Raw genomic sequence first — 22,621 nt, forward strand, 5'->3', positions numbered from 1 at the left:
ACGTCTTCTTACTCTCCTGCAACCAGCCCCAGTACTCTTTCATGAGAAAGAGGCTGTCATCAATTTATGCGTCAAAGGAAATAAGAAATGTCCCAACGTCAGAGCGGTACCGTCAAGTGGTTTAACGACGAGAAAGGTTTTGGTTTTATCACTCCAGAAAGCGGTCCGGATCTGTTCGTGCATTTCCGCGCTATTCAGGGCAACGGCTTCAAGAGCCTGAAAGAAGGCCAGAAAGTGACCTTCGTTGCTGTGCAAGGCCAGAAAGGCATGCAGGCTGATGAAGTACAAGCAGAAGCCTAATCTTCTGTAACGAAAAAGCCCCTGATATTGATATCAGGGGCTTTTTTGTGCGCGCCAATCCGTAAAATGGGATTTCATTTTGCGTCCAGAGGCTGCCATGTCGAAAAACCTGCTCACTCCCCAGGGCGACTTTCCTGCTGTTGGCCTCGGCCGGCGTCTGGCGGCGATGTTCTATGACTTCCTGTTGTGCACCGCCCTGCTGATCGTCACCGGGTTCGTCTACAAGTTGATCCAGGCAGCGATCATCGGTGAAGAACGTCTGCGCGTGCTGACCGATGCCGGGAAAATGGATGGCGATCCGCTGTACTCCACGGTATTGCTGGTGGTGCTGTTCGCGTTCTTCGCCAAGTTCTGGACCCACGGCGGACAGACACTGGGCATGCAGGTATGGGGCATCCGCGTGCAGAACGCCGACGGCAGCGCGATCAGCCTGTGGCAGGCGCTGCTGCGCTTCATGGTATCGATCGCTTCATGGCTGTGCGCAGGGCTAGGATTCCTCTGGTCGCTGTACGACAAGCAGAAGCGCACCTGGCACGACATCTATTCCGATACCCGCGTGGTGCGGATTCCGAAGAAGACCAAATAATTTCCAGACACCAGAAACCAATGTGGGAGCGGGCTTGCTCGCGAACGCGGTGTATCAGTCACCTTTTGCATCGACTGACACACCGCGTTCGCGAGCAAGCCCGCTCCCACAGGTTTTTTGTCTGGCAGAAACAGCTTAGGCGTTACCCGCCAGCTTCATCCGCGCCGCCTGGGTAAAGTCCAGCATGCGCTTCAACGGGCGGATCGCTTGCGGAATCAGCGCCGGATCGACAAAGATCTCGTTCGTTCCTTCTTTAAGGCTCTTGAGCGTGCGCTCAAGGGTGTTCATGGCCATCCACGGGCAATGTGCGCAACTGCGACACGCGGCGCCGTTACCGGCGGTTGGCGCCTCGATGAAGACCTTGTCCGGGCACAGCTGCTGCATCTTGTAGAAGATGCCGCGGTCGGTGGCGACGATCAGGGTCGTGTTCGGCAGGCTTTGCGCAGCAGCGATCAACTGACTGGTGGAACCGACGGCGTCTGCCAGTTCGATCACCGAGGTCGGCGACTCCGGGTGCACCAGAATCGCGGCGTCCGGGTACAGCGCTTTCATGTCTTCGAGCTGCTTGGATTTGAACTCTTCGTGAACGATGCAGGCACCGTCCCACAGCAGCATATCGGCACCGGTCTTGCGCTGGATGTAGGTGCCCAGGTGCTTGTCCGGGCCCCAGATGATGGTCTCGCCGTTGTCCATCAGGCTTTCGACGATCTCCAGCGCGCAGCTCGACGTCACCACCCAGTCAGCGCGGGCTTTGACCGCTGCCGAGGTGTTGGCGTACACCACCACCGTGCGCTCCGGGTGCTGATCGCAGAACGCCGAGAACTCGTCCACCGGGCAACCGAGGTCCAGCGAGCAGGTCGCGTCCAGGGTCGGCATCAGCACGCGTTTTTCCGGGTTGAGGATCTTCGCGGTCTCGCCCATGAACTTCACGCCGGCGACCACCACGGTCTTGGCCGGGTGAGCGTTGCCGAAGCGCGCCATTTCGAGGGAGTCAGACACACAGCCGCCGGTTTCTTCGGCCAGGGCCTGAATCACCGGATCGCAATAGAAGTGGGCAACCAGCACCGCGTCTTGAGCCTTGAGCTCGGCGGCGATGGCGGAACGGTAGTAGGCCTCTTCCTCGGTAGTCAGCGGTTTGGGCTGTTTGGCATCGAGGTGGGCTTGAACCAGAAGGCGTTCGGAAATCTGCGTCATGTTCGCAAGACCTGCAGGCGCTTTCGCGCGAAAGTCGAGTATACACCCGGCTCCGGACCACTTGAGGGTACCGCCGGGAAAGTGAGTATTATCAGGCACGGACAGCATTGAAGCTGCGCAAGGCTACAGAATATCCCGTTGATACAAAAGATGATTCTGACCTGCGTCATGCATGGGGAAGCAGCGCCGTCCAAACAGCGCTGCCGTCACGAAAAGCATTGATGAGGGTTGATCGCCAATTTTCGCGCCTCATGGGCTATCGATGATTACTTTACGCCGCGGGCTGCTTCCTCCGCGTCTTTTGCTTTGCGCGCATCTTCGGCCTTTTTTCTCGCTGTAGTCCATGTCTCGCTCAACGATTTGGCTTGAGCCAAAGAGGCATTGACCAGCTCGGATCCGGTGCTGATGTCCGCCTTCTCCGCCAACACATTGGCACCGCAGACCGAATGGAAATTCACCGTGCCTTTGTTGGGCAGACCAATGACCTGAACATAATTGGGATCTGCAACCGTGGTGACGAACTCCAGACCATATAGTTCACTAGCTGTATCGGTGAACCTGATTTTTGCGCTCCTGCAGGCAGGGATAAAAATGGCGTGCTGGGATTTGCCTTGGGTCGCGCTCAGGTAATCCTTCAGAGAGATCGTGGCGGGCGGCAAGGGACCGAATGACAGCGTGAACCCGACCTTGCCCGCAGCATCGGAGCTGCCGTTATCAGCCGTGTCTGGCAAATCCCCCTTGGTATAAGCGGTCAAAAAGGGCTCAGTGTCGATAGCCAATGGCAATGCAACCTTTGCCTTGGCCGGTGGCACCGGGCTGCCCTCATCATCCAGATCTATCGTTTGTGTCAAAAGCACAGAGGCGATGCTCGCCAGGGCGCCACCCACGGCCTGAATGGTTTTGATGCGATTGTCCTCGACCTCCGTACCGACTGATTGCAACAGGTTGGTGTTTTCTCGCTTGACCCATTTGAACGATGTCTTGATCAACCAGGGATCGTCTTGGTGTATCTGGAAAAGGTTGCCTTCAGAGTCACCAGGAATCGCCTCCAGCACCCATTTTTTATCTTTATCGCGATCGAGCTTGAGTATGGTTTTGGGCAGGTTGAACTTCACCAGACCTTCAAGATCCGGCGGCGTTTTTGCCGTTACTTTTTCATATTGAACTGAAGGAAAATGTGTACCGCATCCACCGAGCGTCAACGCGCCCAGCAGCAGAACCAGCATTGGTTTATTCATCACGGCCTCCGAGTGGGGGCAATGGCGCCATCACAGCGATAGCATCATTGCGCCATCTGACCCTAGCCGCGCCCTCTTCCACCGTCGAAGGAGTACAACGGGTATCCCGCCCAACGGTCACGCTGCATATCGCACAAAAATTTTTTTGGCACCTGTAAGACCTGACAGGTTTTCATAACGTTTTTCAATAACGTCAATAACCGCAAATCACGGGCGATGAATTCATTGGCCAAGGCTGGAAGTAGAGGCTGATCAGGAGGGGGGTGCAATTTGACTGTGACACCAGCGACAGAAGGCCGGCATTCGAGAAGCATGTCTTGCGTTCTATCCAGAACAAAAGCGCAGCTATATTCACGGACAAAAAAAAACCCGGAAATCCTCACTTTCGTGGGCCTTCCGGATTTTCTAAACCGCCAAATATGGTGGGTCGTGTGGGATTCGAACCTACGACCAATTGGTTAAAAGCCAACTGCTCTACCAACTGAGCTAACGACCCGCTGTGTGGTGGCGCGTATAATACTGATTTTTAAGGACTATTCAACACCTTTTTGAAAAAAATCAAAAATAAGGTGTTGGGTCGTCCACACCAGCGGCCGCAAAGCCTTCTGCACGCAGGCGGCAGCTGTCGCATTTGCCGCACGCGCGGCCTTCATCGTCGGCCTGATAGCAGGAAACGGTCAGGCCGTAATCCACGCCCAGCTTCACGCCCGCCTGGACGATCTGCGCCTTGCTCAGGTTCTGCAGCGGTGCCTGGATGCGGAAACCGTTGCCTTCCACACCCGCCTTGGTCGCCAGGTTGGCCATGCGCTCGAACGACTCGATGAACTCCGGACGGCAATCCGGGTAACCGGAATAGTCCACCGCGTTGACGCCGATAAAGATGTCACGGGCGCCGAGCACTTCCGCCCAGCCCAGTGCCAGCGACAGAAACACGGTGTTGCGTGCCGGCACGTAGGTCACCGGGATGCCCTCGCCCAGCTCTTCCGGGATATCGATGCTGGTATCGGTCAACGCCGAACCGCCCATGCCATTCAGGTTCAGGCCGATCACTTTGTGCTCGACCACACCCAGATCGCGGGCGACGCGCGCGGCGGCATGCAGCTCTGCATGGGAGCGCTGACCGTAATCGAAACTCATGGTGTAGCAGGCGTAACCTTCAGCCCGGGCCATCGCCACGACCGTGGCCGAATCCAGACCGCCCGACAGCAAAATCACTGCACGCTTTTCGTTGGTCTTCAGTTGTTCAGTCATATCAGCGCCCCGGCTCGTCATTCCATAGATATTTATGCAGCTGCAATTGCAACCGCACCGGCAGGTTGTCTGCCACCACCCAGTCCGCCAGATCCCTGGCATTGAGGTCATGATGACTTGGGGAAAACAGCACTTCACCCGCACGTCGATCAAGACCGTACTGGATCAGCTTCGAGACCGCCCAGTCATAGTCGTCCCGCGAGCAGATGACAAACTTCACCTGATCGTTGGGCGTCAACAGTTCGATGTTTTCGTAGCGGTTGCGGTGCGCCTCCTTGGAGTCCGGCGTCTTCAAGTCGACTACGCGACTGACGCGCGAATCTACCGCCGAGATATCGAGTGCACCACTGGTTTCCAGTGACACTTCGTAGCCGGCATCACACAACTGCTTGAGTAAAGGGATCGCATTGGGCTGTGCCAGCGGCTCACCGCCGGTGACACACACATAGCGCGGACGATATCCGGCCACTTGCTCAAGGATGTCGTCGAGGGTGCGGATCGTACCGCCGCTGAACGCGTAGGCGCTGTCGCAGTATTGGCAACGCAATGGGCAACCGGTCAGGCGCACAAAAACCGTGGGCAGCCCGGCAGTCCGCGTTTCCCCCTGCAACGAGTAGAAAACTTCGGTAATTCTCAATGTGTCTTGCATAGTCGCCACGGGCGTAACAGCTAAACAGGCTGTCCGCCTCCGTCAGGCACTTCCGGCAACCCCGCCAACGCGTAGATCATCAGAAGCGTGTTTCAGAAAAAGGGCGTGAATTCTAACGAAAAAACCCGCGACAAGCGCGGGTTTCTTCCAAACGGGTCAAACACACTTACATGCGTTGCAGATCGCGTTGGGCCAACTGAGCAGCGGAGGTTCCCGGGTATTGGGAAACCACCTGTTGCAGAATGCCTTTGACCTTGTCGGTGTGACCGAGGCGGCGCTCAACATCAGCCAGCTTGTACAGCGAATCCGGCACTTTGGCGTGCTTGGGATAGAGCTGCGACACCTTGGCAAAAGCCTGACCTGCACCTTGCAGATCGCCCTTGGCCAGGTTCACTTCGCCCAACCAGTACTGGGCATTGCCCGCGTACTGGCTGTTCGGGTATTTGCGCAGGAATGCCGCAAAAGCCTGGCTGGCCTTGTCGAAATCCTTGGCTTTGATCAGGTCGAAAGCCGCATCGTAATACAGCTTTTCCTTGGCCGGATCACCCGGTTCGCTACTTGCAGCAGGTGCCTGGGCAGCAGCCCCGGCGCCAGCGGCAGCACCGGCAGCCGCACTTGCGTCGCCACCGGCAGAAGAATTCTCAGGAGTCGCGGCAGGTGCAACGCCGGATCCTATGCGCCGATCAAGATCCTGGTATCGCTCCAGGGATTCCTGTTTCATGCGCGCAACCTGATTCTGCAGTTCTTCGATCACACCCTGTTGGCGCGATATCTGATCCTGCATCTGTTGCAGTTGGTTGAACAGCATGCCCTGTGCCGAGGCAGGGGCCGAAGCCGCTCCCCCGGCATAGGCGCCGTTCGTACCGTAACCCGCAGGCGGATAACTGCTCCCGCTATTGTTATAACCGGAGTTGTCATCGACCACAGGAACCGCAGCCCACGCCGCAAGCGGCGCGAGGCTGAGAGCCAGAACAGTTACAGCACGACGGCACGTTCGCATATCGAATTACTTACGCAGTTCGACGCGACGGTTTTGAGCCCAGGACTGCTCGTCGTTGCCGGTAGCAACTGGACGCTCTTCGCCGTAGGAAACCAGTTCCAGCTGAGCTGGGGAAACACCTTGCAGTACCAGGTAGCGCTGAACGGCTTTCGCACGACGCTCGCCCAGTGCCATGTTGTACTCACGAGTACCACGCTCGTCGGTGTTGCCTTCCAGAACAACGCGAGCGCCGTTTGCTTTCAGGTCTTTGGCGTGAACGTCCAGAGCGCGCATGGCTTCTGGCTTCAGGTCCGAGCTGTCGTATTCGAAGTAGAAGGTGGTGATTGCGCGCAGAGCAGCTTCTTCGCTCAGGGAACCGTCAACGGCACCAGTGTTTGCGCCGTAACCAGCGTTTGGATCAACAGCGCCTTCACCGGCGTTGTCGCCGCCTTTGGACGAGCAACCTACAGCTACAGCCATGGCCAGAGCCAGCGCAGCAAATTTACCAAACTTCAGCATTTCCATCGTGAAACTCCTAATGAACCCCAGTGTGTTAAGTAAAACGTAAAGCGCCGCGTCAGTTCAGGTAAGGGGACCAGGACGGTTCTCTGACTTCGCCTTGTGCGGTAGGAAGCGGGAGCCTCACGCGTCCATTAATGGACACGAGCATCAAGACTCCCCGGCCCTGCTGGCGGGTGGCGTAGATTACCATGGTGCCGTTGGGCGCAACAGTAGGTGACTCGTCCAGAGTGCTATCAGTGAGGATCTTTACACTACCTCGCTGCAAATCCTGGGCCGCCACCTTGAAATTGGTGAATCCGTCCTGACGATGGATCATCACCAGCGTCTTTTCATCAGCCGAAAGCTTCGGGTTGGCGTTGTAGTTGCCAATGAAGGTCACACGCTCGGCACCACCGCCGCTGGCGCTGGTTTTGTAGATCTGCGGCTTGCCGCCACGGTCCGAGGTGAAGTAGATGGTCGAACCATCCTTGCCCCAGTACGGTTCGGTGTTGATGCCAGGACCTGCAGTCACACGAGTGATCTGACGCGAACCCAGGTTCATCACATAGATGTCCGGGTTGCCGTCTTTCGACAGTACGAAAGCCAGGCGATTGCCATCCGGCGACCAGGCTGGCGCGCCATTCAGGCCTTCGAAGTTGGTGATCTGCTCACGGCGACCGGTGTCGATGTTCTGCATGAAGATCCGTGGACGCTTCTGCTCGAACGACACGTAGGCGATGCGCTTGCCATCCGGTGCGAAACGCGGCGACAGGATCGGCTCGCGCGATTGCAGCAGAGTCACGGCACGGGCACCGTCGTAGTCCGAACGCTGCAGGGTGTAGCGAGTGTTCTTCTCGGAGAAACGCTCGGCTGTCACGTACAGCAGACGGGTCGAAAACGCACCCTTGATACCGGTGAGTTTTTCGAACGACTGGTCAGAGATGAAGTGCGCCATGTCACGCAGTTGCTCGGTGGTACCGGAAACACTGCCGTCAGCCACTTTCTGCTCGGTGGCCACGTTGAACAGTGCCCACTGCACCTGCAGACGACCGCCCGCTGGAGCAATGCTGCCGACCATCATGTATTGAGCACCCACCGCCTTCCAGTCACGGAAGATGATTTCGCTCGGCTGGCTTGGCTGGCTGATCATGTTTTGCTTTGGAATCGGCGAGTAGTAGCCCGAGTTCCGCAAATCGTTACCAATGATTTCAGCCATGTCGTCCGGCAGCACGGCACCGCCCTGCATGCCGAACGGTACGACGGCGATCGGGGTGGCCCGATCGCTGCCGCTGGTGACCAGAATGTTCTTTTCATCAGCCATCGCGATCCCTGCCATGCAGCAGATCACGACCAGCATTCCTCGAAGAAGGTTTCTCACAAGGCTAGATCCTCAGGTGTGAATGTCATCTTGAATGAACGATACGGAGCGAAATCGCTCGGCTTCATTCCCTGCATTTCTGTCAAACGTCCAATATTCTTCACTGCCGCGACTGCCGACGCATCGAACGGACCATCGCCACTGGACTTGGCCACGCTGACCGAAGTCACCGTACCGTCCGGCAACATGCCGATTTGCAGCACGACCGTCATGCCTTTACGTGCTGAAGGTGGACGTGCCCAACCTTCCGCTGCTCGCGCACGAATCAGGTCATCGAAACTGCCCGCGACTTCGTCACCCTGCTCATCGGCCAAGGCCTGCTCACGCTGTGGCGTGTCGGAAAGCAAATCTGCCAGGGCCTGAGCCTTTTTCTCTTCAGCGGATTTACGTGCCGCTTCCTGCGATTTCTTCTTCGCAGCATCGGCAGCAGCTTTCTTCTTCGCTTCGTCGGCGACTTTCTTCTTCGCCTCTTCAGCTTCAGCTTTTTTCTTGGCGTCTTCGGCGGCTTTCTTCTTCGCGTCTTCGACGATCTTCTTCTTGGCTTCTTCAGCAGCCGCTTTCTTGGCCTCTTCTTCAGCCGCCTTCTTGGCTTCTTCTTCGGCTTTCTTCTTGGCTATATCAGCCAATTGTTTCTCTTCAGCCTTCTTGGCCTCGGCTTTCTTCGCATCGTCGGCTTTCTTGGCTTCATCAGCCTTTTTCGCCTCGTCCGCTTTCTTCGCCTCGTCGGCCTTCTTGGCTTCCTCGGCCTTTTGAGCCGCTTCTTCTTTCTTTTGTTCCGCAGCCTTCACCGCTTCCTGCTCGACCTTTTTCTGTTCCATCTGCTCGACTTCGGTCTGGCGCGCGGCGGATTTCTTCGCCTCACCCGCAATCTTCTGATTGGTCTGGGTGGTTGCCTGACTTTTCGATTTCAGCTGGTACAGGGTCGCCTGGACAATCGGCTTGGCCGGCGGCAACTCGGGTGTGAAGGCGAAACTGACGAACAGCATGCCGAACACCAGCACGTGCAGGACAATCGCCAGAACACTGGGCCAGAAGTAGCTTTCCGAGGCGGACGGCTCTCGCTGTTGCTGCATCAGGGGGCCTCGGTAATCAAACCAACATTACCGACCCCGGCTTTCTGCAACCCGCCCATGGCACCCATCACGGCGCCGTAGTCGACCGACTTGTCGCCACGAATAAAGACCTGGGTACGCTTGCCGCCTTCGGTGCCGGCGCGAATGATCTTGGTCACCGCGTCAGTCATCTGCGGCAGCGTCATTGCCCTGTCCTGCTGCTTTTCAGTATCGACTTCGCTGCCAAGGTTCCAGTAGTAGGTCTTGTCAGCCTTGATCGAAATGGTCAGCACCTGAGTGTTGTTGTCCTGCGGCAAGGCTTCGCTGGAAACCTTGGGCAGATCCACTTTCACGCCCTGATTGAGCATCGGCGCGGTCACCATGAAGATAACCAGCAGCACCAGCATCACGTCGATGTATGGCACCACGTTCATCTCGGCGACCGGCTTGCGCTTGTTTCGGGCTCGAGCGATTAAAGCCATCGGGAAATACCTGCTTATTCTTCGCTGGTGTGCACTTTGCGGTGCAGGATCGCCTGGAACTCATCGGCGAAGGTGTAGTAGCGGCTCAGCAAGGTTTCGCTGCGGGCAGAGAAACGGTTGTAAGCGATAACGGCCGGGATCGCGGCGAACAGGCCGATCGCGGTGGCGATCAGGGCTTCGGCGATACCCGGGGCCACGGTGGCCAGGGTCGCCTGCTGGGCGCTGGCCAGACCGCGGAAGGAGTTCATGATGCCCCACACGGTACCGAACAGACCGATGTACGGGCTGACCGAACCAACGGTAGCGAGAAACGGCAGGCTCTGCTCCAGCTTCTCTTCCTCACGGGAGATGGCAACGCGCATGGCGCGGGCCACACCTTCCATCACTGCTTCAGGGTCGACGCCTGGCTGCTGACGCAGACGGGAGAACTCCTTGAAACCGGCACGGAAGATCTGCTCCACGCCCGAATCCGGATCCGGGTTGCTGCCCGCCTGACGGTACAGCTTGGACAGATCGATACCCGACCAGAAGCGCTCTTCGAAGCTCTCCAGGGCGCGTCGACCGGCACGCAGCAGATTGCTGCGCTGAAAGATCATGATCCATGAGGTCACCGATGCGGCCACCAGAGTCAACATTACCAACTGCACCACGATGCTGGCATTGCTGACCAGGCTCCACATGGAGGAATGGTCGACGACGTTAGCTTCCACGCTTTATCTCCTGCTTTGAGTGTGTACCCGTGCCGCCCGCGTCGGCAAAGGCCGCACGCAAGGATTCGGGCATGGCCCGGGGTTTCAAACTGTCGGTGCGCACGCAGGCCACCAGAAACTGCCCTTCACAGAGCAGCACATTATCCGTGGCCCGCCTGACCTGCTGTTTGAAGCGCAGGCTGGCACGGTTCAATTCGATTACATCAGCGCTTACCAGCAGTTCGTCGTCCAGTCGCGCCGGCGCGTGGTAACGCGCTTCGCTGGAATGCACGACAAACAACAGGTCCTCCCCGGCCAGTTCCGACTGGGCAAAGCCCAGCGTCCGGAGCCGCTCGGTTCGAGCCCGTTCCATAAACTTGAGGTAATTAACGTAATACACGATGCCGCCCGCATCGGTGTCCTCGTAATAAACGCGACAACGATGTGCGAACGGCTCAAGCCCGTTTTGCGCGCGCATACTCTAGTGCTTACTCCTCGGGTTGCCAATCCGGCCAGGCAACTGTTTTTTCAGTGTTTAAGGCTTTACCGCAAAAGTACCGTCCTGTGACAGTACAAACGCTGAATAAATCGCCAAAAAATGTGTATCAATCGTCCACGGCATCGAGAAACTCGTCTGCCACGGGCATTTCACCCATTCGTGACGGAATGTTTAAACCGAAATGCAGGTACGCATGCCGCGTCACCACCCTGCCCCGTGGCGTGCGCATGATGTAACCCTGTTGAATCAGGTACGGCTCCAGCACGTCTTCGATGGTGTGGCGCTCCTCACTGATCGCCGCTGCCAGACTGTCGATACCCACCGGGCCGCCATCGAACTTCTCGATCATGGTCAGCAGCAAGCGCCGGTCCTGATGATCGAAGCCGTGTTCATCGACATCCAGCAGATTCAACGCCAGATCGGCCACCGACTTGGTGATATGGCCTTTAGCGCGGACTTCGGCAAAATCGCGCACCCGCCGCAGCAGGCGGTTGGCGATCCGCGGTGTACCGCGAGCGCGACGAGCGATTTCGAAAGAGCCCTCCGGATCCAGCGGCAGACCGAGAATCGCCGCCGACCGACTGACGATCGTCGCCAGGTCCGCCGTGCTGTAGAACTCAAGACGCTGGACGATACCGAAGCGGTCACGCAACGGGTTGGTCAGCATGCCGGCACGCGTGGTGGCGCCAACGAGGGTGAACGGTGGCAGATCAAGCTTGATCGAGCGCGCCGCCGGCCCTTCGCCGATCATGATGTCGAGCTGGAAATCTTCCATCGCCGGATACAGCACTTCTTCAACGATAGGCGACAGACGATGGATTTCGTCGATGAACAACACGTCGTGCGGTTCCAGATTGGTCAGCAGTGCCGCCAGATCTCCCGGACGCTCAAGCACCGGGCCCGACGTGCTCTTGATCGACACACCCATTTCCTGGGCAATGATGTTGGCCAGCGTCGTTTTACCCAGACCCGGCGGGCCGAAGATCAGCGTGTGGTCGAGGGATTCACTGCGGCCACGCGCCGCCTGGATGAACAGTTCCATCTGCTCGCGCACGGTCGGCTGACCAATATAGTCGGCCAGACTGACCGGGCGAATGGCCCGATCCTGGACTTCTTCGCGCTCGCGCGGGCTGTGCGCGGCGGCGATCAGACGATCAGCTTCAATCACTTAAATCATTCCCTTCAGGGCGCGGCGAATCAGGTCTTCACTGCTCAAATTCTTGTCCTTGATGGCGGTAATCGCCTTGCTCGCTTCCTGCGGCTTGTAGCCCAGGGAAATCAGCGCACTGACCGCATCGTTTTCAGCGGTGTTGACCGGCGCCGGGCCGTCCGGCTGGTTCGGCACCAGAGCGAACATGGCCGGCGAGGTTTCCCAGGCCTTGAAGCGATCCTTGAGTTCAACCAGCAGGCGCTCAGCGGTTTTCTTGCCGACCCCCGGGACCTTGGTCAGCGCCGAGGTGTCCTGGGATTGCACGCAGCGAATCAGTTCATCGACTTCCAGGCTCGACATCAAGGCCAAGGCCAGTTTTGGCCCGACACCATTGAGACGGATCAACTCGCGAAAAAAGTCTCGCTCACGCTTGCCGGCGAAACCATAGAGTAACTGCGCGTCTTCGCGTACGACCAAATGGGTGTGCAGCGTCAGCGGTTCACCGACCGACGGCAGACGATAAAGGGTGGTCATGGGCACTTCCAGCTCATACCCGAGGCCGTTTACATCCAGAATCAGGTGCGGCGGCTGTTTCTCAGCCAGGGTGCCGCGCAAGCGTCCAATCACGTTTCAGATCCTTGAGCGTTGGCCAGCCGTGGGCTGGCGACAGATGGAAGGCGGGAATCGGGCCGACGACCCAGGCGCGAAATCCGCAATCCGCAAAAATGATTGCTGATGCTATCAGAGACGCAGGCGCCCGCCACGACTGCGTGCGGTACCCAGGCCATGCGGCAGCAGACTGGAACGGGTGTGCGCGTGACAAATGGCAATGGCCAGGGCATCCGAGGCATCGATCTGCGGTTTGCTGGTCAGCTTGAGCATGTGCATGACCATCATCTGCACCTGTTCTTTATTGGCGGCGCCGGTGCCGACCACGGCTTGCTTGACCTGGGTAGCGGTGTATTCGGCAATCTCCAGGCTTTCCTCGGCACCAGCCACAATCGCCGCGCCGCGAGCCTGCCCAAGCTTGAGGGCCGAGTCGGCGTTTTTCGCCATGAACACTTTTTCGATGCCCATGGTCACCGGGCCATAGGTCTGAATGATTTCACGCACACCGCGATAAACGATCTGCAGCCGCTCATGCAGCTCACCGGCGCCGGTACGGATGCAGCCCGAGGCCACATAAATGCAGCCGCCGCGTCCGGTATCGCGAACAATCCCGTAACCGGTGATGCGCGAGCCGGGGTCGATACCCAGAATTAAAGTCATAACGCCTGCGGAGTCGGTAAAAACAAGAAATTCAAAACAGCGAATAACCAATGTGGGAGCGGGCTTGCTCGCGAAGGCGGTGTGTCATTCAGCATTGATGCTTGCTGATACGCCGCCTTCGCGAGCAAGCCCGCTCCCACATTGAAGCCTAGTCGCTCTTAACCGAGCTGAGCGGCCACGTCTTCCGGAATGTCCGCGTTGGAGTAGACGTTCTGCACGTCATCCAGATCCTCGAGCATATCAATCAGCTTGAGCACCTTCTCCGCGCCTTCCAGATCCAGCTCGGCGCTGGTGGTCGGCTGCATGACGATTTCCGCATCGTCGCCCTTGAAACCCGCTGCTTCCAGCGCGTTACGCACCGCATAGAAGCTGGTGAACGAGGTGAACACGTCGATCGAGCCGTCTTCATGGCTGACCACGTCGTCGGCATCGGCTTCCAGCGCCGCTTCGGTCAGGGCGTCTTCGTCAACGCCCGGGGCGAAGCTGATCTGCCCTTTGCGCTCGAACAAATAGGCGACCGAGCCGTCGGTGCCAAGGTTGCCGCCGCACTTGCTGAATGCATGGCGCACGGCCGCTGCGGTACGGTTGCGATTGTCGGTCATGCACTCGACCATCACCGCCACGCCGCCCGGGCCGTAACCCTCATACGTCAGCTCTTCAACGTTGTCCGCTTCGGTCGCACCGGCACCACGGGCCACGGCGCGGTCGATGATGTCGCGGCTCATGTTCGCGCCAAGGGCCTTGTCCAGGGCCAGACGCAGACGCGGGTTGGAACCCGGATCACCGCCGCCCTGACGGGCCGCAACGGTCAGCTCACGGATCCACTTGGTGAAGATCTTGCCTCTCTTGGCATCCTGACGTTCTTTGCGGTGCTTGATGTTCGCCCACTTGGAATGACCTGCCATAACTCGCTCCGAATTCTCTTTGAAACGTTGCCCGCCCTGCTCGCGCAGTTACCAGCAAACAAAAAAATCTCGACCTGCTCTCTATAGAAAGAAAAAAGGCGCATCCGAAGATGCGCCTTCAGGCCCGTCTTACTCAGCCTTTGGCGTTTCGCGCAAACGAATGTGCAGCTCGCGCAGTGCCTTGGCATCCACCACACCCGGCGCTTGCGTCATGACGTCCGCAGCACTCTGGGTTTTCGGGAAAGCGATCACTTCACGGATCGACTGGGCGCCGGTCATCAGCATCACCAGACGATCCAGACCGAAGGCCAGACCACCGTGCGGCGGTGCACCGTACTTCAGCGCGTCGAGCAGGAAGCCGAACTTCTCTTCCTGTTCCGCTTCATTGATACCCAGCAGGCGGAACACCGCTTGCTGCATTTCCTTGCGGTGGATACGGATCGAACCGCCACCCAGCTCGGTGCCGTTCAGCACCATGTCGTAGGCGCGGGACAGAGCGCCGGCCGGATTGGCTTCCAGCTCTTCAGGGGAGCACTTCGGTGCGGTGAACGGGTGGTGCAGCGCCGAGAAGCTGCCGTCGTCGTTCTCTTCGAACATCGGGAAGTCGACGACCCACATTGGCGCCCACTTGCAGGTCAGCAGGTCGAGGTCGTGGCCGAGTTTGATACGCAGCGCACCCAGGGCTTCGCTGACGATCTTGGCCTTGTCGGCACCGAAGAACACGATGTCGCCGTCAACCGCGCCGACGCGATCAAGGATCACGTTCAGGTTGGCTTCAGGGATGTTTTTCACGATCGGCGATTGCAGACCTTCAACACCGGCAGCGCGCTCGTTGACCTTGATGTACGCCAGGCCCTTGGCACCGTAGATGCCGACGAACTTGGTGTAGTCGTCGATCTGCTTGCGCGGCATGCTAGCCCCGCCAGGAACGCGCAGTGCAGCGATACGGCACTTCGGATCGTTGGCCGGGCCGCTGAACACCTTGAATTCAACTTCTTTGAGTTGATCGGCAACGTCGACCAGTTCCAGCGGGTTACGCAGGTCCGGCTTGTCGGAACCGTAACGACGCATGGCTTCTTCAAAGGTCATGTGCGGGAATTCACCGAATTCCAGATCCAGCACTTCCTTGAACAGGTTGCGGATCATGCCTTCGGTCAGGCCCATGATGTCTTTTTCGTCGAGGAAGCTGGTCTCGATGTCGATCTGAGTGAACTCAGGCTGACGGTCGGCACGCAGGTCTTCGTCGCGGAAGCATTTGGCGATCTGGTAGTAACGGTCGAAACCGGCAACCATCAGCAGTTGCTTGAACAGCTGAGGCGATTGCGGCAGCGCGAAGAACGAACCGGCGTGAGTACGGCTCGGCACCAGGTAGTCGCGGGCGCCTTCCGGGGTAGCGCGGGTCAGAATCGGTGTTTCCACGTCGAGGAAGCCGTTCTCGTCGAGGAAACGACGGATGCTGGTGGTCATGCGCGAACGCAGACGCAGCTTCTCGGCCATTTCCGGACGACGCAGGTCCAGGAAGCGATAGCGCAGGCGGGTTTCTTCGCCGACGTCGGAGTATTCGTTGAGCGGGAACGGCGGGGTTTCCGACTCGTTCAGCACTTCCAGCTCGTAGCCCAGCACTTCGATCATGCCCGACGCCATGTTGGCGTTGGTCGCACCGGCCGGACGCAGACGCACCTTGCCGGTGATCTTCACCACGTATTCGCTGCGCACGCGATCGGCGGCGGCGAAGCTCTCGGCGCGATCCGGATCGAACACCACCTGCGCCAGACCATCACGATCACGGATATCGAGGAAAATCACCCCGCCGTGGTCGCGACGACGGTGAACCCATCCGCAAAGGGTAATTTCCTGGCCTTCCAGGCTTTCGTTCAATTGGCCGCAATAATGGCTGCGCATCATGGTAGTGGTTTCGCTTCTCGTAATTCGAAATTCGGTGGAGATCCCGTCGCACTCAAGCACTGCGGAATCTCACGCGTGTCGTTCGACCTGGGTTTGAACCCTAGTCAGATTTGTCGCCACCGGCCAGATTCTTCTTGGCTCCGGTCTTGAAATCGGTTTCGTACCAACCGCTGCCGCTGAGGCGAAAACCCGGCATTGACAGCTGTTTCTTGAGCTCTGGCGCCTGACAGGCAGGGCAGTCGACCAGCGGTGCCTCGCTGATCTTTTGAATGGCTTCCAACTGATGACCACAGGAAGCACATTGATAATCGTACATCGGCATGGGGGTGTCTCGGCGATCAGATTGCCACCGCGCGCAGGGCTTTGCGGCGAAAGAGCGGGATTATATCCATTAAATGCGGGCTGTGCAGCCGTAAGACTGCACAGCCCGCCACGTCATTTCAAGTATTGCCCGTTCAGGGCATGACGGCCGCCGGGGTATCGCGCAGGCCATTCATCACGCACACCACCCGTACCAGACCACTGAAGTTTTTCACCCCGCCGTGGCGCAGGTGCACTTCGCGGTCCACATGTGACAGCAGCGTGCTGACCGAACAGCCGTTGTGCCCGGCCATGTCACCAAGAATGTTCCAGTAAACCTGCTCGAGCCTCAAGCAAGTGGCAAAGCCGTTCAAACGCACTGACTTGGCCAGCGGCCGGATCAGCTCAAAATCGAAATCGCTGACGAACGGATCGACCTTCATTTCCCGTTGCGAACCGAGACGCTCGCATCGCCTGTCTCCCTCTACCATATCGCTGACACTCCTTTGTCATCGCTGCTTTTATAAAGACAACATCCTGTGCCTTCATAAAAACGCAGACGCAAAGTCAGCGCCAGATGACTAGTTGCCCAGCAACGTAGGATAAGCCGACATGTTCAGTAAGATTTGCAACAGCACGCGGACATCCACACCTGCGGACGTCCGCGCACCGCATTATCAGGCCTCGAGCAACGCGCGCAGCATCCACGCAGTCTTCTCATGCACTTGCATACGCTGGGTCAACAAGTCGGCCGTCGGCTCGTCACTGACCTTGTCCAACAGCGGGAAGATGCCGCGCGCGGTGCGAGTGACCGCTTCCTGGCCGTCGACCAACTGCTTGATCATGTCCTCGGCACTTGGCACCCCGACTTCTTCTTTAATAGAGGAGAGACGCGCGTAAGTCGCGTAGGCACCCGGCGCAGGAAAACCCAGAGCGCGGATACGCTCGGCGATCAGATCCACCGCCAGCGCCAGCTCGTTGTATTGCTCTTCGAACATCAGATGCAGGGTCCTGAACATCGGGCCTGTGACGTTCCAGTGGAAGTTATGGGTTTTCAGATACAGCACGTAGGTGTCCGACAGCAGCCGCGACAGCCCCTCGACGATGGACTTGCGGTCTTCTTCACTGATACCGATATCGATTGCCATGTTTACCCCCTAAGGCGATTGAATTCATCCAACAGGTGCAGATCCACTCTAGCAAGGCAGCCGCCACCTCGCAGCCGACAATCTTCACTTGCCATGCGACAAATCGACCGGGCACGTGCCGCTGGCCGGGGTAATTTGAGTAGCTGCAGGCTTTGCTGTTAAATAGGCAGTGTGTCGCTACGCCCCATTTTTCGGGGTTTCGCGCATAGGCTGATGCCGGGCACGTGTCCAACGCCTCTTTATTGTTTCCGAAGCGAACCGTGCGCCTTCAGCTCTTCCTTGTGAGCCGTCATAACGTGAGCCAATCAAAATGTTGAAAATCGTCCACCTGCTAATGGGCGCAGCGGCTTTGCTGCTGTCGTTCATACCTAGCTTGAAATCCGAAGCCGTTCCTTACCTGCAACAACCCGATGCACTTTACCTGGCCTTTTTCGGCCTGCTGAACCTGGTCATCGCTCCAGTGATTCCTTACTGGAACAAAGGCCCGCGCCAGCATCTGCAAAATCTGGTCAGCGCTCTTCTCGTGCTGACTGTCGTCCTGCAAACCCTGACCCTGATCGCACCGATGCCTGTCATCGCCGGTCAACCGGCTGTGCTGTTCAGCCTGGTGATTGCCCTGGTTGCCGTGGTCCTGCATCTGGCCATCAGCTTCTACAAGTCTTCACCGGCCGCCGCACCGACTACCTATGACATGAGCAACCGCGATACCGGTACCGTCAAGTGGTTCAACACGTCCAAAGGCTTCGGCTTCATCTCCCGGGATTCCGGCGATGATATTTTCGTGCACTTTCGTGCAATCCGTGGCGAAGGCCACCGCGTACTGGTCGAAGGCCAGCGCGTGGAGTTCTCGGTGATGAACCGGGACAAAGGCCTGCAAGCCGAGGACGTGATCGCCGCCCTGCCGCGTCGCTGATCCAAGGCAATAAAAAACCGCGAGCAGCCAGGCTGCTCGCGGTTTTTTTACGCCTGCATAAACGTGTGGCATCAGTAATGCGGTGGTGGCGCCTCTTCCTCGAACGAATCGAACTGCCCGACCATCTCTTCCTGACGCTTGAGCAGCGCTGCCATTTGCAACTGCAGGCGCTCGATCACCCGCTGCTGCGCCACCAACTCGTCGTTCAGCGCCTGAATGGTGTCATCCTGAAAAGCCAGGCGGCTTTCCAGATCGGTAACGCGTTCTTCAAGGTTCATGGTTCAACCCTCCAGAAACGTGAAGTGTTCGGTCAGCACCACACGCAGCCGCTCACGAATGGCCGTTACCTGCTCGGCGCTGTAGGGTCTGGCCGGGTGTTTGCCCCAGACCGGCGCCGGCCATGCCGCGTCGTCACGCTTGCGCACGATCACATGCATATGCAACTGGCTGACAACGTTGCCCAGTGTCGCGACGTTCATTTTGTCAGCGTCGAACAGATCCTTGAGCAACTCGGCCAGCGCCGTGGTTTCCTGCCACAACTGCTGCTGGTCGGCGACATCCAATTGAAACAACTCGCTGATATCGTCGCGGCGCGGTACCAGGATGAACCACGGGTAATTGGCATCGTTGGACAGCAGCAGCCGGCAGAGCGGAAAGTCACCGATGGGCAGGGTGTCCTGTTGAAGTCTTGAATCTAAAGCAAACACTGCGTGCACTCCCGGCTGATCTACACAATTCAGCTTAGCGGCCATCCCGACGGATAACGCACCAAGCGACAGGCAGGCAGCATACCTGCGAATGCGTCGGGCTTCACGATGCGGTACCGGGTCAGGCCACCACAGCCCCGACAAGAGACATTTAAAACGATTGCGCACCATTGCGGTGCCAGGGCCGGCTTCGAACCCGAGCAAATACCCGAACAGCCTGAATCACCTGACAGCAGACGCACCGCAGCTGTATGAATGCGGTACAGCCTGTAAATTTTTTGCACCAAAACCGCACAGTGCGTCTACGCTCAGTGCGTCGGGCATCCGCCAAATACTCACTGACGGGGTGAACCGGTAACGTTTTTGCTTGTCACGCCCCTGCGCGAACGTGACAACACGATGCAAAGGTGTGCGTCAAGCCCCTGATACAAAAGGGCATGAACCCCTGCTTTTATGCGGTTTTTACGGCTACAGACAGGTGTTCAGAAAAATAAACGTAGCAACCCTGCACTTTGTGCACGCTTGTTGCATTGAGACACACATGGTCTATAAGCGCACCACCGGAAGTGGCAGCTTGAGACCAACCAAACACGGTGGCAGGGTTGCCCCAATGGAGATTCAAGTGTTTTGCCAGGGACTCTTTTTTACCGATGCAAAAAGGCCCAGAAACAGCGATAAAGTTGTCAGCCCGGCTGCATGGGTACTGTGAATTTGCGACATCAACCCAGCTGTTTGCGACGTCGTCGTAAAGAACACGAAAGGTTGTATGTGCAAGTATCGCCAACATTGTCGGCGTGATATAAGTTTGCGCCGACACAAAAAGAAAGAGCCGCCCAGATAATAAAACAGGTGGGACGGCAGTACTCTTCTAAAACCAAAGGAGCAAATCACGATGCGCGTGATGAAGTGGAGCATGATCGCACTGGCAGTTGCTGCAGCCGCCAGTACTCAAGTGGCTACGGCCGCACCTTTCGTTAGTGACCAAGCCGAAGCGAAAGGTTTTGTTGAAGACGCGAAGTTTGATGTGTTGCTGCGCAACTATTACTTCAACCGCGACAAGAAGAACACCACCTCCAATGACCAGAAAGACTGGACCCAGGGTTTCCTGAGCAACTTCAGCTCCGGCTACACCCAAGGCACCGTGGGTGTGGGTGTTGATGCATTCGGTTACCTGGGCATCAAACTGGATGGCGGCGACGGCACCACTGGTTCGGGCAACACCAGCCTGGACTCCCAAGGCCATGCACACGACTCCCTTGGTAAAGCAGGCGCAGCGATCAAGGCCCGCATCTCCAAGACCGAGCTGAAATTCGGTGAGTTCCAGCCAAGCACCGCTCCAGTCTTCGCCGTCGGCGGCTCCCGTCTGATTCCTCAGACTGCTACCGGTTTCCAACTGCAGAGCAGCGAAATCCAGAATCTGGATCTGGAAGCAGGCCACTTCTACTCGGCCTCCAGCCAGGACGAGATGAACAGCAGCGGTGAACTGCATTCGCAGTACTCCAGTACCTCCGATGACCCTGTCACTGGCAAAACCATGGACTTCGCCGGTGGTAAATACGGCATCACCGACAACCTGAGCGTCTCGCTGTACGGTTCGAAGTTCAAGGACATCTGGAATCAGTACTACAGCAACGTGAACCTCACCACCCCGATCAGTGGTGACACTTCGCTCAACACCGATTTCAACATCTATCGCACCACTGACACTGGCGATTCCAAAGCCGGTGACATCAGCAACACCACGTTCTCCCTTGCAACTGCGCTCTCGTTCCTGAAAGCACACACCGTGACTCTGGCCTTCCAGAAGGTCAATGGTGATACGCCGTTCGACTACGTCGGCGTGGGTGACAACAACCGTGGTGGCGACTCGATCTTCCTGGCCAACTCCATCCAGTACTCCGACTTCAACGGTCCGAACGAAAAATCTGCACAGATTCGTTATGACCTGAAAATGGCCGAGTACGGAGTTCCAGGCCTGAGCTTCATGGCCCGTTACGTGAAAGGCTGGGACATCGACGGCGATAAAATGGCTGCTGACAGCCCTTACCGTTCGTACGGTTACGGCGAAGATGGCAAGCATCACGAAACCAACCTGGAAGCCAAGTACGTAGTTCAGTCCGGCCCAGCCAAAGACCTGTCCTTCCGTGTTCGTCAAGCATTCCACCGTGGCAACACCGACCAGGCTGAAGGCGATGTCAACGAGTTCCGCCTGATCGTCGACTACCCGCTGTCGATCTTGTAATCGACTACGTTTAGTTTGCTCCATGTCTAGTCCTGAAATAGGTTTACACCTGTTTCAGTCTCAAAACGCCCGATGCACCGCATCGGGCGTTTTGTATTTCAGGGATAAGTGCGGCCGCTCCCGGTTGTAGATTTGCACCGATTCATCCACCATTTTCACTGCATCCGCCAGGTCTTTGGGGCGATGTAGCAAAAACTCAGTCTTCAAAATCCCATTTACCCTCTCCGCCATAGCGTTCTGATAGCAATCATAACCGTCAGTCATTGAGCACCTGATTCCATGCCGGGTATGCATCCGTTGGTATAAATCAGAGCAATACTGGGCTCCGCGATCTGAATGATGAATGAGCGGTTGATTGGATTTTCGCTGACTAACAGCCTTCTGCAGCGCCCTGACCACCGACTCCGTATGCAGGCTGCTGTGCACATGATGACCCACGATTTTGCGTGAGTACGCGTCTGTTATCAGGCTAACGTAAGCGACACTTTCCCGCGTTGGGAGATAGGTAATGTCTGCGACCCAAACCTGCTCAGGTCTGCTGGCTACAACTTGTTCCGGGCCAGCTTTGAGTAGGTTGGGGTGACGGCGGAAGCGATGATGGCTATGCGTGGTTTTATGATAAGCACGTTTGCGAGGAACCAGCTCTCGCGCCTCTCGCAAGATGGAAAACAGGCGGTCTCGACCGACACGTAGCGCTGTTGCGGCTTCAATTAGCATCAGGTGGTGCAGTTTGCGCGTCCCAAGCCTCGGCTGGCGCCGACGCTTTTCCAGAACGAATTCCACTACCTGCTGGTCTTGGCAAACTCTCGCGTCAAAGGCTCGGTTGCGCTTGTAATACGCTTGGCGCGAAATGCCCATAAACAGGCAAGCCCTGGTAATGCTCAGGTCTTGGATTTGCCCTTGCGAGAGGACTTGCCGGGTCGCTTTTTTACGATGGACACACCGTAATCATTTTTCAAGACGTTCACGACAGCTTCAAAGAACTGGGCCTTCTGATTGCTCAGCGCCAACTGTTCTTCAAGCTCTTTGATCCGCTGTTCGGGTGTCAGCGGTAGGTTGGGGTCGGTCATCGGCCTGCTCCGCAGCGCTCGGATTGAGGCGCCTTGGCTCCAGTCCTGTCGGCCATGCTTGCGTAACCAAACCAGTACCGTGGACCGGCCTTGAATGCCAAAGCGCCGTTGAGCCTCTTTATAACTCAACTCGCCTTTTTCGACTTGATCTACGACTGACAATTTAAAAGCTAGCGTGTAATCGCGCTGGCTCCGCCTTTTTCCGGTATCCATT

General features: G+C 57.4%; 26 protein-coding genes and 1 tRNA gene. 4 read left to right on the forward strand and 23 right to left on the reverse strand.

The genetic code is table 11. The features are described 5' to 3' along the window. Positions 1–87: 87 nt before the first annotated feature. Positions 88–300, forward strand: a complete 213-nt coding sequence (locus AC1RBR_RS20745) for a cold-shock protein (RefSeq protein WP_003175786.1) — start codon at positions 88–90, stop codon at positions 298–300. Positions 301–397: 97 nt separating this feature from the next. After that, positions 398–886 carry an RDD family protein gene (locus AC1RBR_RS20750; protein WP_115984266.1) on the forward strand — a complete coding sequence of 163 codons (489 nt, stop codon included), beginning with the start codon at positions 398–400 and terminating at the stop codon, positions 884–886. A gap of 135 nt (positions 887–1,021) precedes the next feature. Here AC1RBR_RS20750 and nadA read toward each other — a convergent pair whose 3' ends face one another. The 20 genes from nadA to AC1RBR_RS20850 form a co-directional block, all read right to left on the reverse strand. Beyond that, positions 1,022–2,080: a quinolinate synthase NadA gene (gene nadA, locus AC1RBR_RS20755; RefSeq protein ID WP_492566384.1), complete on the reverse strand. Its 1,059-nt coding sequence runs from the start codon at positions 2,078–2,080 to the stop codon at positions 1,022–1,024. Positions 2,081–2,346: 266 nt separating this feature from the next. Then, complete coding sequence (locus AC1RBR_RS20760; protein WP_492566386.1) at positions 2,347–3,318, reverse strand: hypothetical protein; 972 nt, start codon at positions 3,316–3,318, stop codon at positions 2,347–2,349. Between the two features lie 420 nt (positions 3,319–3,738). Beyond that, a tRNA-Lys gene (locus AC1RBR_RS20765) sits at positions 3,739–3,814 on the reverse strand. A 62-nt stretch (positions 3,815–3,876) separates the two neighbouring features. Continuing rightward, on the reverse strand, positions 3,877–4,569 hold the full coding sequence (queC, locus tag AC1RBR_RS20770; RefSeq protein ID WP_492566388.1) for a 7-cyano-7-deazaguanine synthase QueC: 693 nt from the start codon (positions 4,567–4,569) through the stop codon (positions 3,877–3,879). A gap of 1 nt (position 4,570) precedes the next feature. Next, positions 4,571–5,218, reverse strand: coding sequence for a 7-carboxy-7-deazaguanine synthase QueE (gene queE, locus AC1RBR_RS20775; protein WP_003227504.1), 648 nt, complete (start codon positions 5,216–5,218; stop codon positions 4,571–4,573). A 166-nt stretch (positions 5,219–5,384) separates the two neighbouring features. Then, complete coding sequence (gene ybgF, locus AC1RBR_RS20780) at positions 5,385–6,218, reverse strand: tol-pal system protein YbgF (protein ID WP_095137035.1); 834 nt, start codon at positions 6,216–6,218, stop codon at positions 5,385–5,387. A gap of 6 nt (positions 6,219–6,224) precedes the next feature. Continuing rightward, positions 6,225–6,722, reverse strand: a complete 498-nt coding sequence (gene pal, locus AC1RBR_RS20785; RefSeq protein WP_003178634.1) for a peptidoglycan-associated lipoprotein Pal — start codon at positions 6,720–6,722, stop codon at positions 6,225–6,227. Positions 6,723–6,774: 52 nt separating this feature from the next. Further along, complete coding sequence (gene tolB / locus AC1RBR_RS20790) at positions 6,775–8,055, reverse strand: Tol-Pal system beta propeller repeat protein TolB (RefSeq protein WP_164747834.1); 1,281 nt, start codon at positions 8,053–8,055, stop codon at positions 6,775–6,777. 17 nt (positions 8,056–8,072) lie between these two features. After that, positions 8,073–9,149 (reverse strand): cell envelope integrity protein TolA, encoded by a 1,077-nt coding sequence (gene tolA / locus AC1RBR_RS20795; protein ID WP_492566390.1) that lies wholly within the window; start codon positions 9,147–9,149, stop codon positions 8,073–8,075. Then, the gene (tolR, locus tag AC1RBR_RS20800; protein ID WP_161794900.1) at positions 9,149–9,601 is read right to left on the reverse strand and encodes a protein TolR; all 453 of its coding nucleotides are present in this window, start codon (positions 9,599–9,601) and stop codon (positions 9,149–9,151) included. Before tolR ends, tolA begins: the two co-directional genes overlap by 1 nt. A 23-nt stretch (positions 9,602–9,624) precedes the next feature. Next, positions 9,625–10,320: a protein TolQ gene (gene tolQ / locus AC1RBR_RS20805; RefSeq protein ID WP_007912733.1), complete on the reverse strand. Its 696-nt coding sequence runs from the start codon at positions 10,318–10,320 to the stop codon at positions 9,625–9,627. Next, positions 10,310–10,777 carry a tol-pal system-associated acyl-CoA thioesterase gene (gene ybgC / locus AC1RBR_RS20810; RefSeq protein WP_027612533.1) on the reverse strand — a complete coding sequence of 156 codons (468 nt, stop codon included), beginning with the start codon at positions 10,775–10,777 and terminating at the stop codon, positions 10,310–10,312. The genes tolQ and ybgC overlap by 11 nt, the downstream gene beginning before the upstream one ends. Before the next feature lie 127 nt (positions 10,778–10,904). Beyond that, positions 10,905–11,966 carry a Holliday junction branch migration DNA helicase RuvB gene (ruvB, locus tag AC1RBR_RS20815; protein WP_007962024.1) on the reverse strand — a complete coding sequence of 354 codons (1,062 nt, stop codon included), beginning with the start codon at positions 11,964–11,966 and terminating at the stop codon, positions 10,905–10,907. Next, positions 11,967–12,575 (reverse strand): Holliday junction branch migration protein RuvA, encoded by a 609-nt coding sequence (ruvA, locus tag AC1RBR_RS20820; RefSeq protein ID WP_003227522.1) that lies wholly within the window; start codon positions 12,573–12,575, stop codon positions 11,967–11,969. 114 nt (positions 12,576–12,689) lie between these two features. After that, positions 12,690–13,217, reverse strand: a complete 528-nt coding sequence (gene ruvC, locus AC1RBR_RS20825; RefSeq protein WP_007951206.1) for a crossover junction endodeoxyribonuclease RuvC — start codon at positions 13,215–13,217, stop codon at positions 12,690–12,692. Between the two features lie 158 nt (positions 13,218–13,375). Continuing rightward, positions 13,376–14,122, reverse strand: coding sequence for a YebC/PmpR family DNA-binding transcriptional regulator (locus AC1RBR_RS20830; protein WP_003227527.1), 747 nt, complete (start codon positions 14,120–14,122; stop codon positions 13,376–13,378). Positions 14,123–14,251: 129 nt separating this feature from the next. Continuing rightward, entirely contained in the window at positions 14,252–16,027 is a 1,776-nt protein-coding gene (aspS, locus tag AC1RBR_RS20835; RefSeq protein ID WP_003227530.1) for an aspartate--tRNA ligase, read from the reverse strand. A 100-nt stretch (positions 16,028–16,127) separates the two neighbouring features. Continuing rightward, a complete protein-coding gene (locus AC1RBR_RS20840; protein ID WP_003227532.1) occupies positions 16,128–16,349 on the reverse strand; it encodes an FmdB family zinc ribbon protein in 222 nt (73 codons plus the stop codon). A 133-nt stretch (positions 16,350–16,482) separates the two neighbouring features. Next, a complete protein-coding gene (locus tag AC1RBR_RS20845; RefSeq protein ID WP_492566393.1) occupies positions 16,483–16,818 on the reverse strand; it encodes a ribbon-helix-helix domain-containing protein in 336 nt (111 codons plus the stop codon). 186 nt (positions 16,819–17,004) lie between these two features. Further along, positions 17,005–17,475, reverse strand: coding sequence for a Dps family protein (locus tag AC1RBR_RS20850; protein WP_007912745.1), 471 nt, complete (start codon positions 17,473–17,475; stop codon positions 17,005–17,007). A 310-nt stretch (positions 17,476–17,785) separates the two neighbouring features. Between AC1RBR_RS20850 and AC1RBR_RS20855 the strand changes: the two genes are divergently transcribed. Then, entirely contained in the window at positions 17,786–18,388 is a 603-nt protein-coding gene (locus AC1RBR_RS20855; protein WP_027612531.1) for a cold-shock protein, read from the forward strand. 71 nt (positions 18,389–18,459) lie between these two features. Here AC1RBR_RS20855 and AC1RBR_RS20860 read toward each other — a convergent pair whose 3' ends face one another. Next, a complete protein-coding gene (locus tag AC1RBR_RS20860; protein ID WP_007962092.1) occupies positions 18,460–18,666 on the reverse strand; it encodes a SlyX family protein in 207 nt (68 codons plus the stop codon). Positions 18,667–18,669: 3 nt separating this feature from the next. Then, positions 18,670–19,095, reverse strand: a complete 426-nt coding sequence (locus AC1RBR_RS20865; protein ID WP_492566395.1) for an HIT domain-containing protein — start codon at positions 19,093–19,095, stop codon at positions 18,670–18,672. A gap of 892 nt (positions 19,096–19,987) precedes the next feature. On the opposite strand from AC1RBR_RS20865, the gene AC1RBR_RS20870 reads away from it, so the two are divergent. Next, positions 19,988–21,337, forward strand: a complete 1,350-nt coding sequence (locus AC1RBR_RS20870) for an OprD family porin (RefSeq protein WP_095137031.1) — start codon at positions 19,988–19,990, stop codon at positions 21,335–21,337. 60 nt (positions 21,338–21,397) lie between these two features. On the opposite strand, the gene AC1RBR_RS20875 is transcribed toward AC1RBR_RS20870, so the two are convergent. Further along, a protein-coding gene (locus tag AC1RBR_RS20875) for an IS3 family transposase (RefSeq protein ID WP_177325627.1) occupies positions 21,398–22,620 on the reverse strand; the annotation gives its coding sequence in 2 pieces (ribosomal slippage) (positions 21,398–22,269 and positions 22,269–22,620; 1,224 coding nt in all). Position 22,621: the final 1 nt, after the last annotated feature.

It is taken from the genome of Pseudomonas sp. GW823-FHT01D03, from assembly GCF_058798255.1.

Coding starts and splice junctions, on each gene's coding strand:
- AC1RBR_RS20830 (WP_003227527.1), bottom strand. CDS start 14,122: ATGGCAGGTCATTCCAAGTGGGCGAACATCAAGCACCGCAAAGAACGT.
- ruvC (WP_007951206.1), bottom strand. CDS start 13,217: ATGACTTTAATTCTGGGTATCGACCCCGGCTCGCGCATCACCGGTTAC.
- AC1RBR_RS20745 (WP_003175786.1), top strand. CDS start 88: ATGTCCCAACGTCAGAGCGGTACCGTCAAGTGGTTTAACGACGAGAAA.
- aspS (WP_003227530.1), bottom strand. CDS start 16,027: ATGATGCGCAGCCATTATTGCGGCCAATTGAACGAAAGCCTGGAAGGC.
- AC1RBR_RS20870 (WP_095137031.1), top strand. CDS start 19,988: ATGCGCGTGATGAAGTGGAGCATGATCGCACTGGCAGTTGCTGCAGCC.
- ybgF (WP_095137035.1), bottom strand. CDS start 6,218: ATGCGAACGTGCCGTCGTGCTGTAACTGTTCTGGCTCTCAGCCTCGCG.
- ybgC (WP_027612533.1), bottom strand. CDS start 10,777: ATGCGCGCGCAAAACGGGCTTGAGCCGTTCGCACATCGTTGTCGCGTT.
- AC1RBR_RS20855 (WP_027612531.1), top strand. CDS start 17,786: ATGTTGAAAATCGTCCACCTGCTAATGGGCGCAGCGGCTTTGCTGCTG.
- AC1RBR_RS20750 (WP_115984266.1), top strand. CDS start 398: ATGTCGAAAAACCTGCTCACTCCCCAGGGCGACTTTCCTGCTGTTGGC.
- AC1RBR_RS20760 (WP_492566386.1), bottom strand. CDS start 3,318: ATGAATAAACCAATGCTGGTTCTGCTGCTGGGCGCGTTGACGCTCGGT.
- pal (WP_003178634.1), bottom strand. CDS start 6,722: ATGGAAATGCTGAAGTTTGGTAAATTTGCTGCGCTGGCTCTGGCCATG.
- queC (WP_492566388.1), bottom strand. CDS start 4,569: ATGACTGAACAACTGAAGACCAACGAAAAGCGTGCAGTGATTTTGCTG.
- AC1RBR_RS20840 (WP_003227532.1), bottom strand. CDS start 16,349: ATGCCGATGTACGATTATCAATGTGCTTCCTGTGGTCATCAGTTGGAA.
- nadA (WP_492566384.1), bottom strand. CDS start 2,080: ATGACGCAGATTTCCGAACGCCTTCTGGTTCAAGCCCACCTCGATGCC.
- AC1RBR_RS20845 (WP_492566393.1), bottom strand. CDS start 16,818: ATGGTAGAGGGAGACAGGCGATGCGAGCGTCTCGGTTCGCAACGGGAA.
- tolA (WP_492566390.1), bottom strand. CDS start 9,149: ATGCAGCAACAGCGAGAGCCGTCCGCCTCGGAAAGCTACTTCTGGCCC.
- tolB (WP_164747834.1), bottom strand. CDS start 8,055: ATGCTGGTCGTGATCTGCTGCATGGCAGGGATCGCGATGGCTGATGAA.
- AC1RBR_RS20860 (WP_007962092.1), bottom strand. CDS start 18,666: ATGAACCTTGAAGAACGCGTTACCGATCTGGAAAGCCGCCTGGCTTTT.
- AC1RBR_RS20850 (WP_007912745.1), bottom strand. CDS start 17,475: ATGGCAATCGATATCGGTATCAGTGAAGAAGACCGCAAGTCCATCGTC.
- queE (WP_003227504.1), bottom strand. CDS start 5,218: ATGCAAGACACATTGAGAATTACCGAAGTTTTCTACTCGTTGCAGGGG.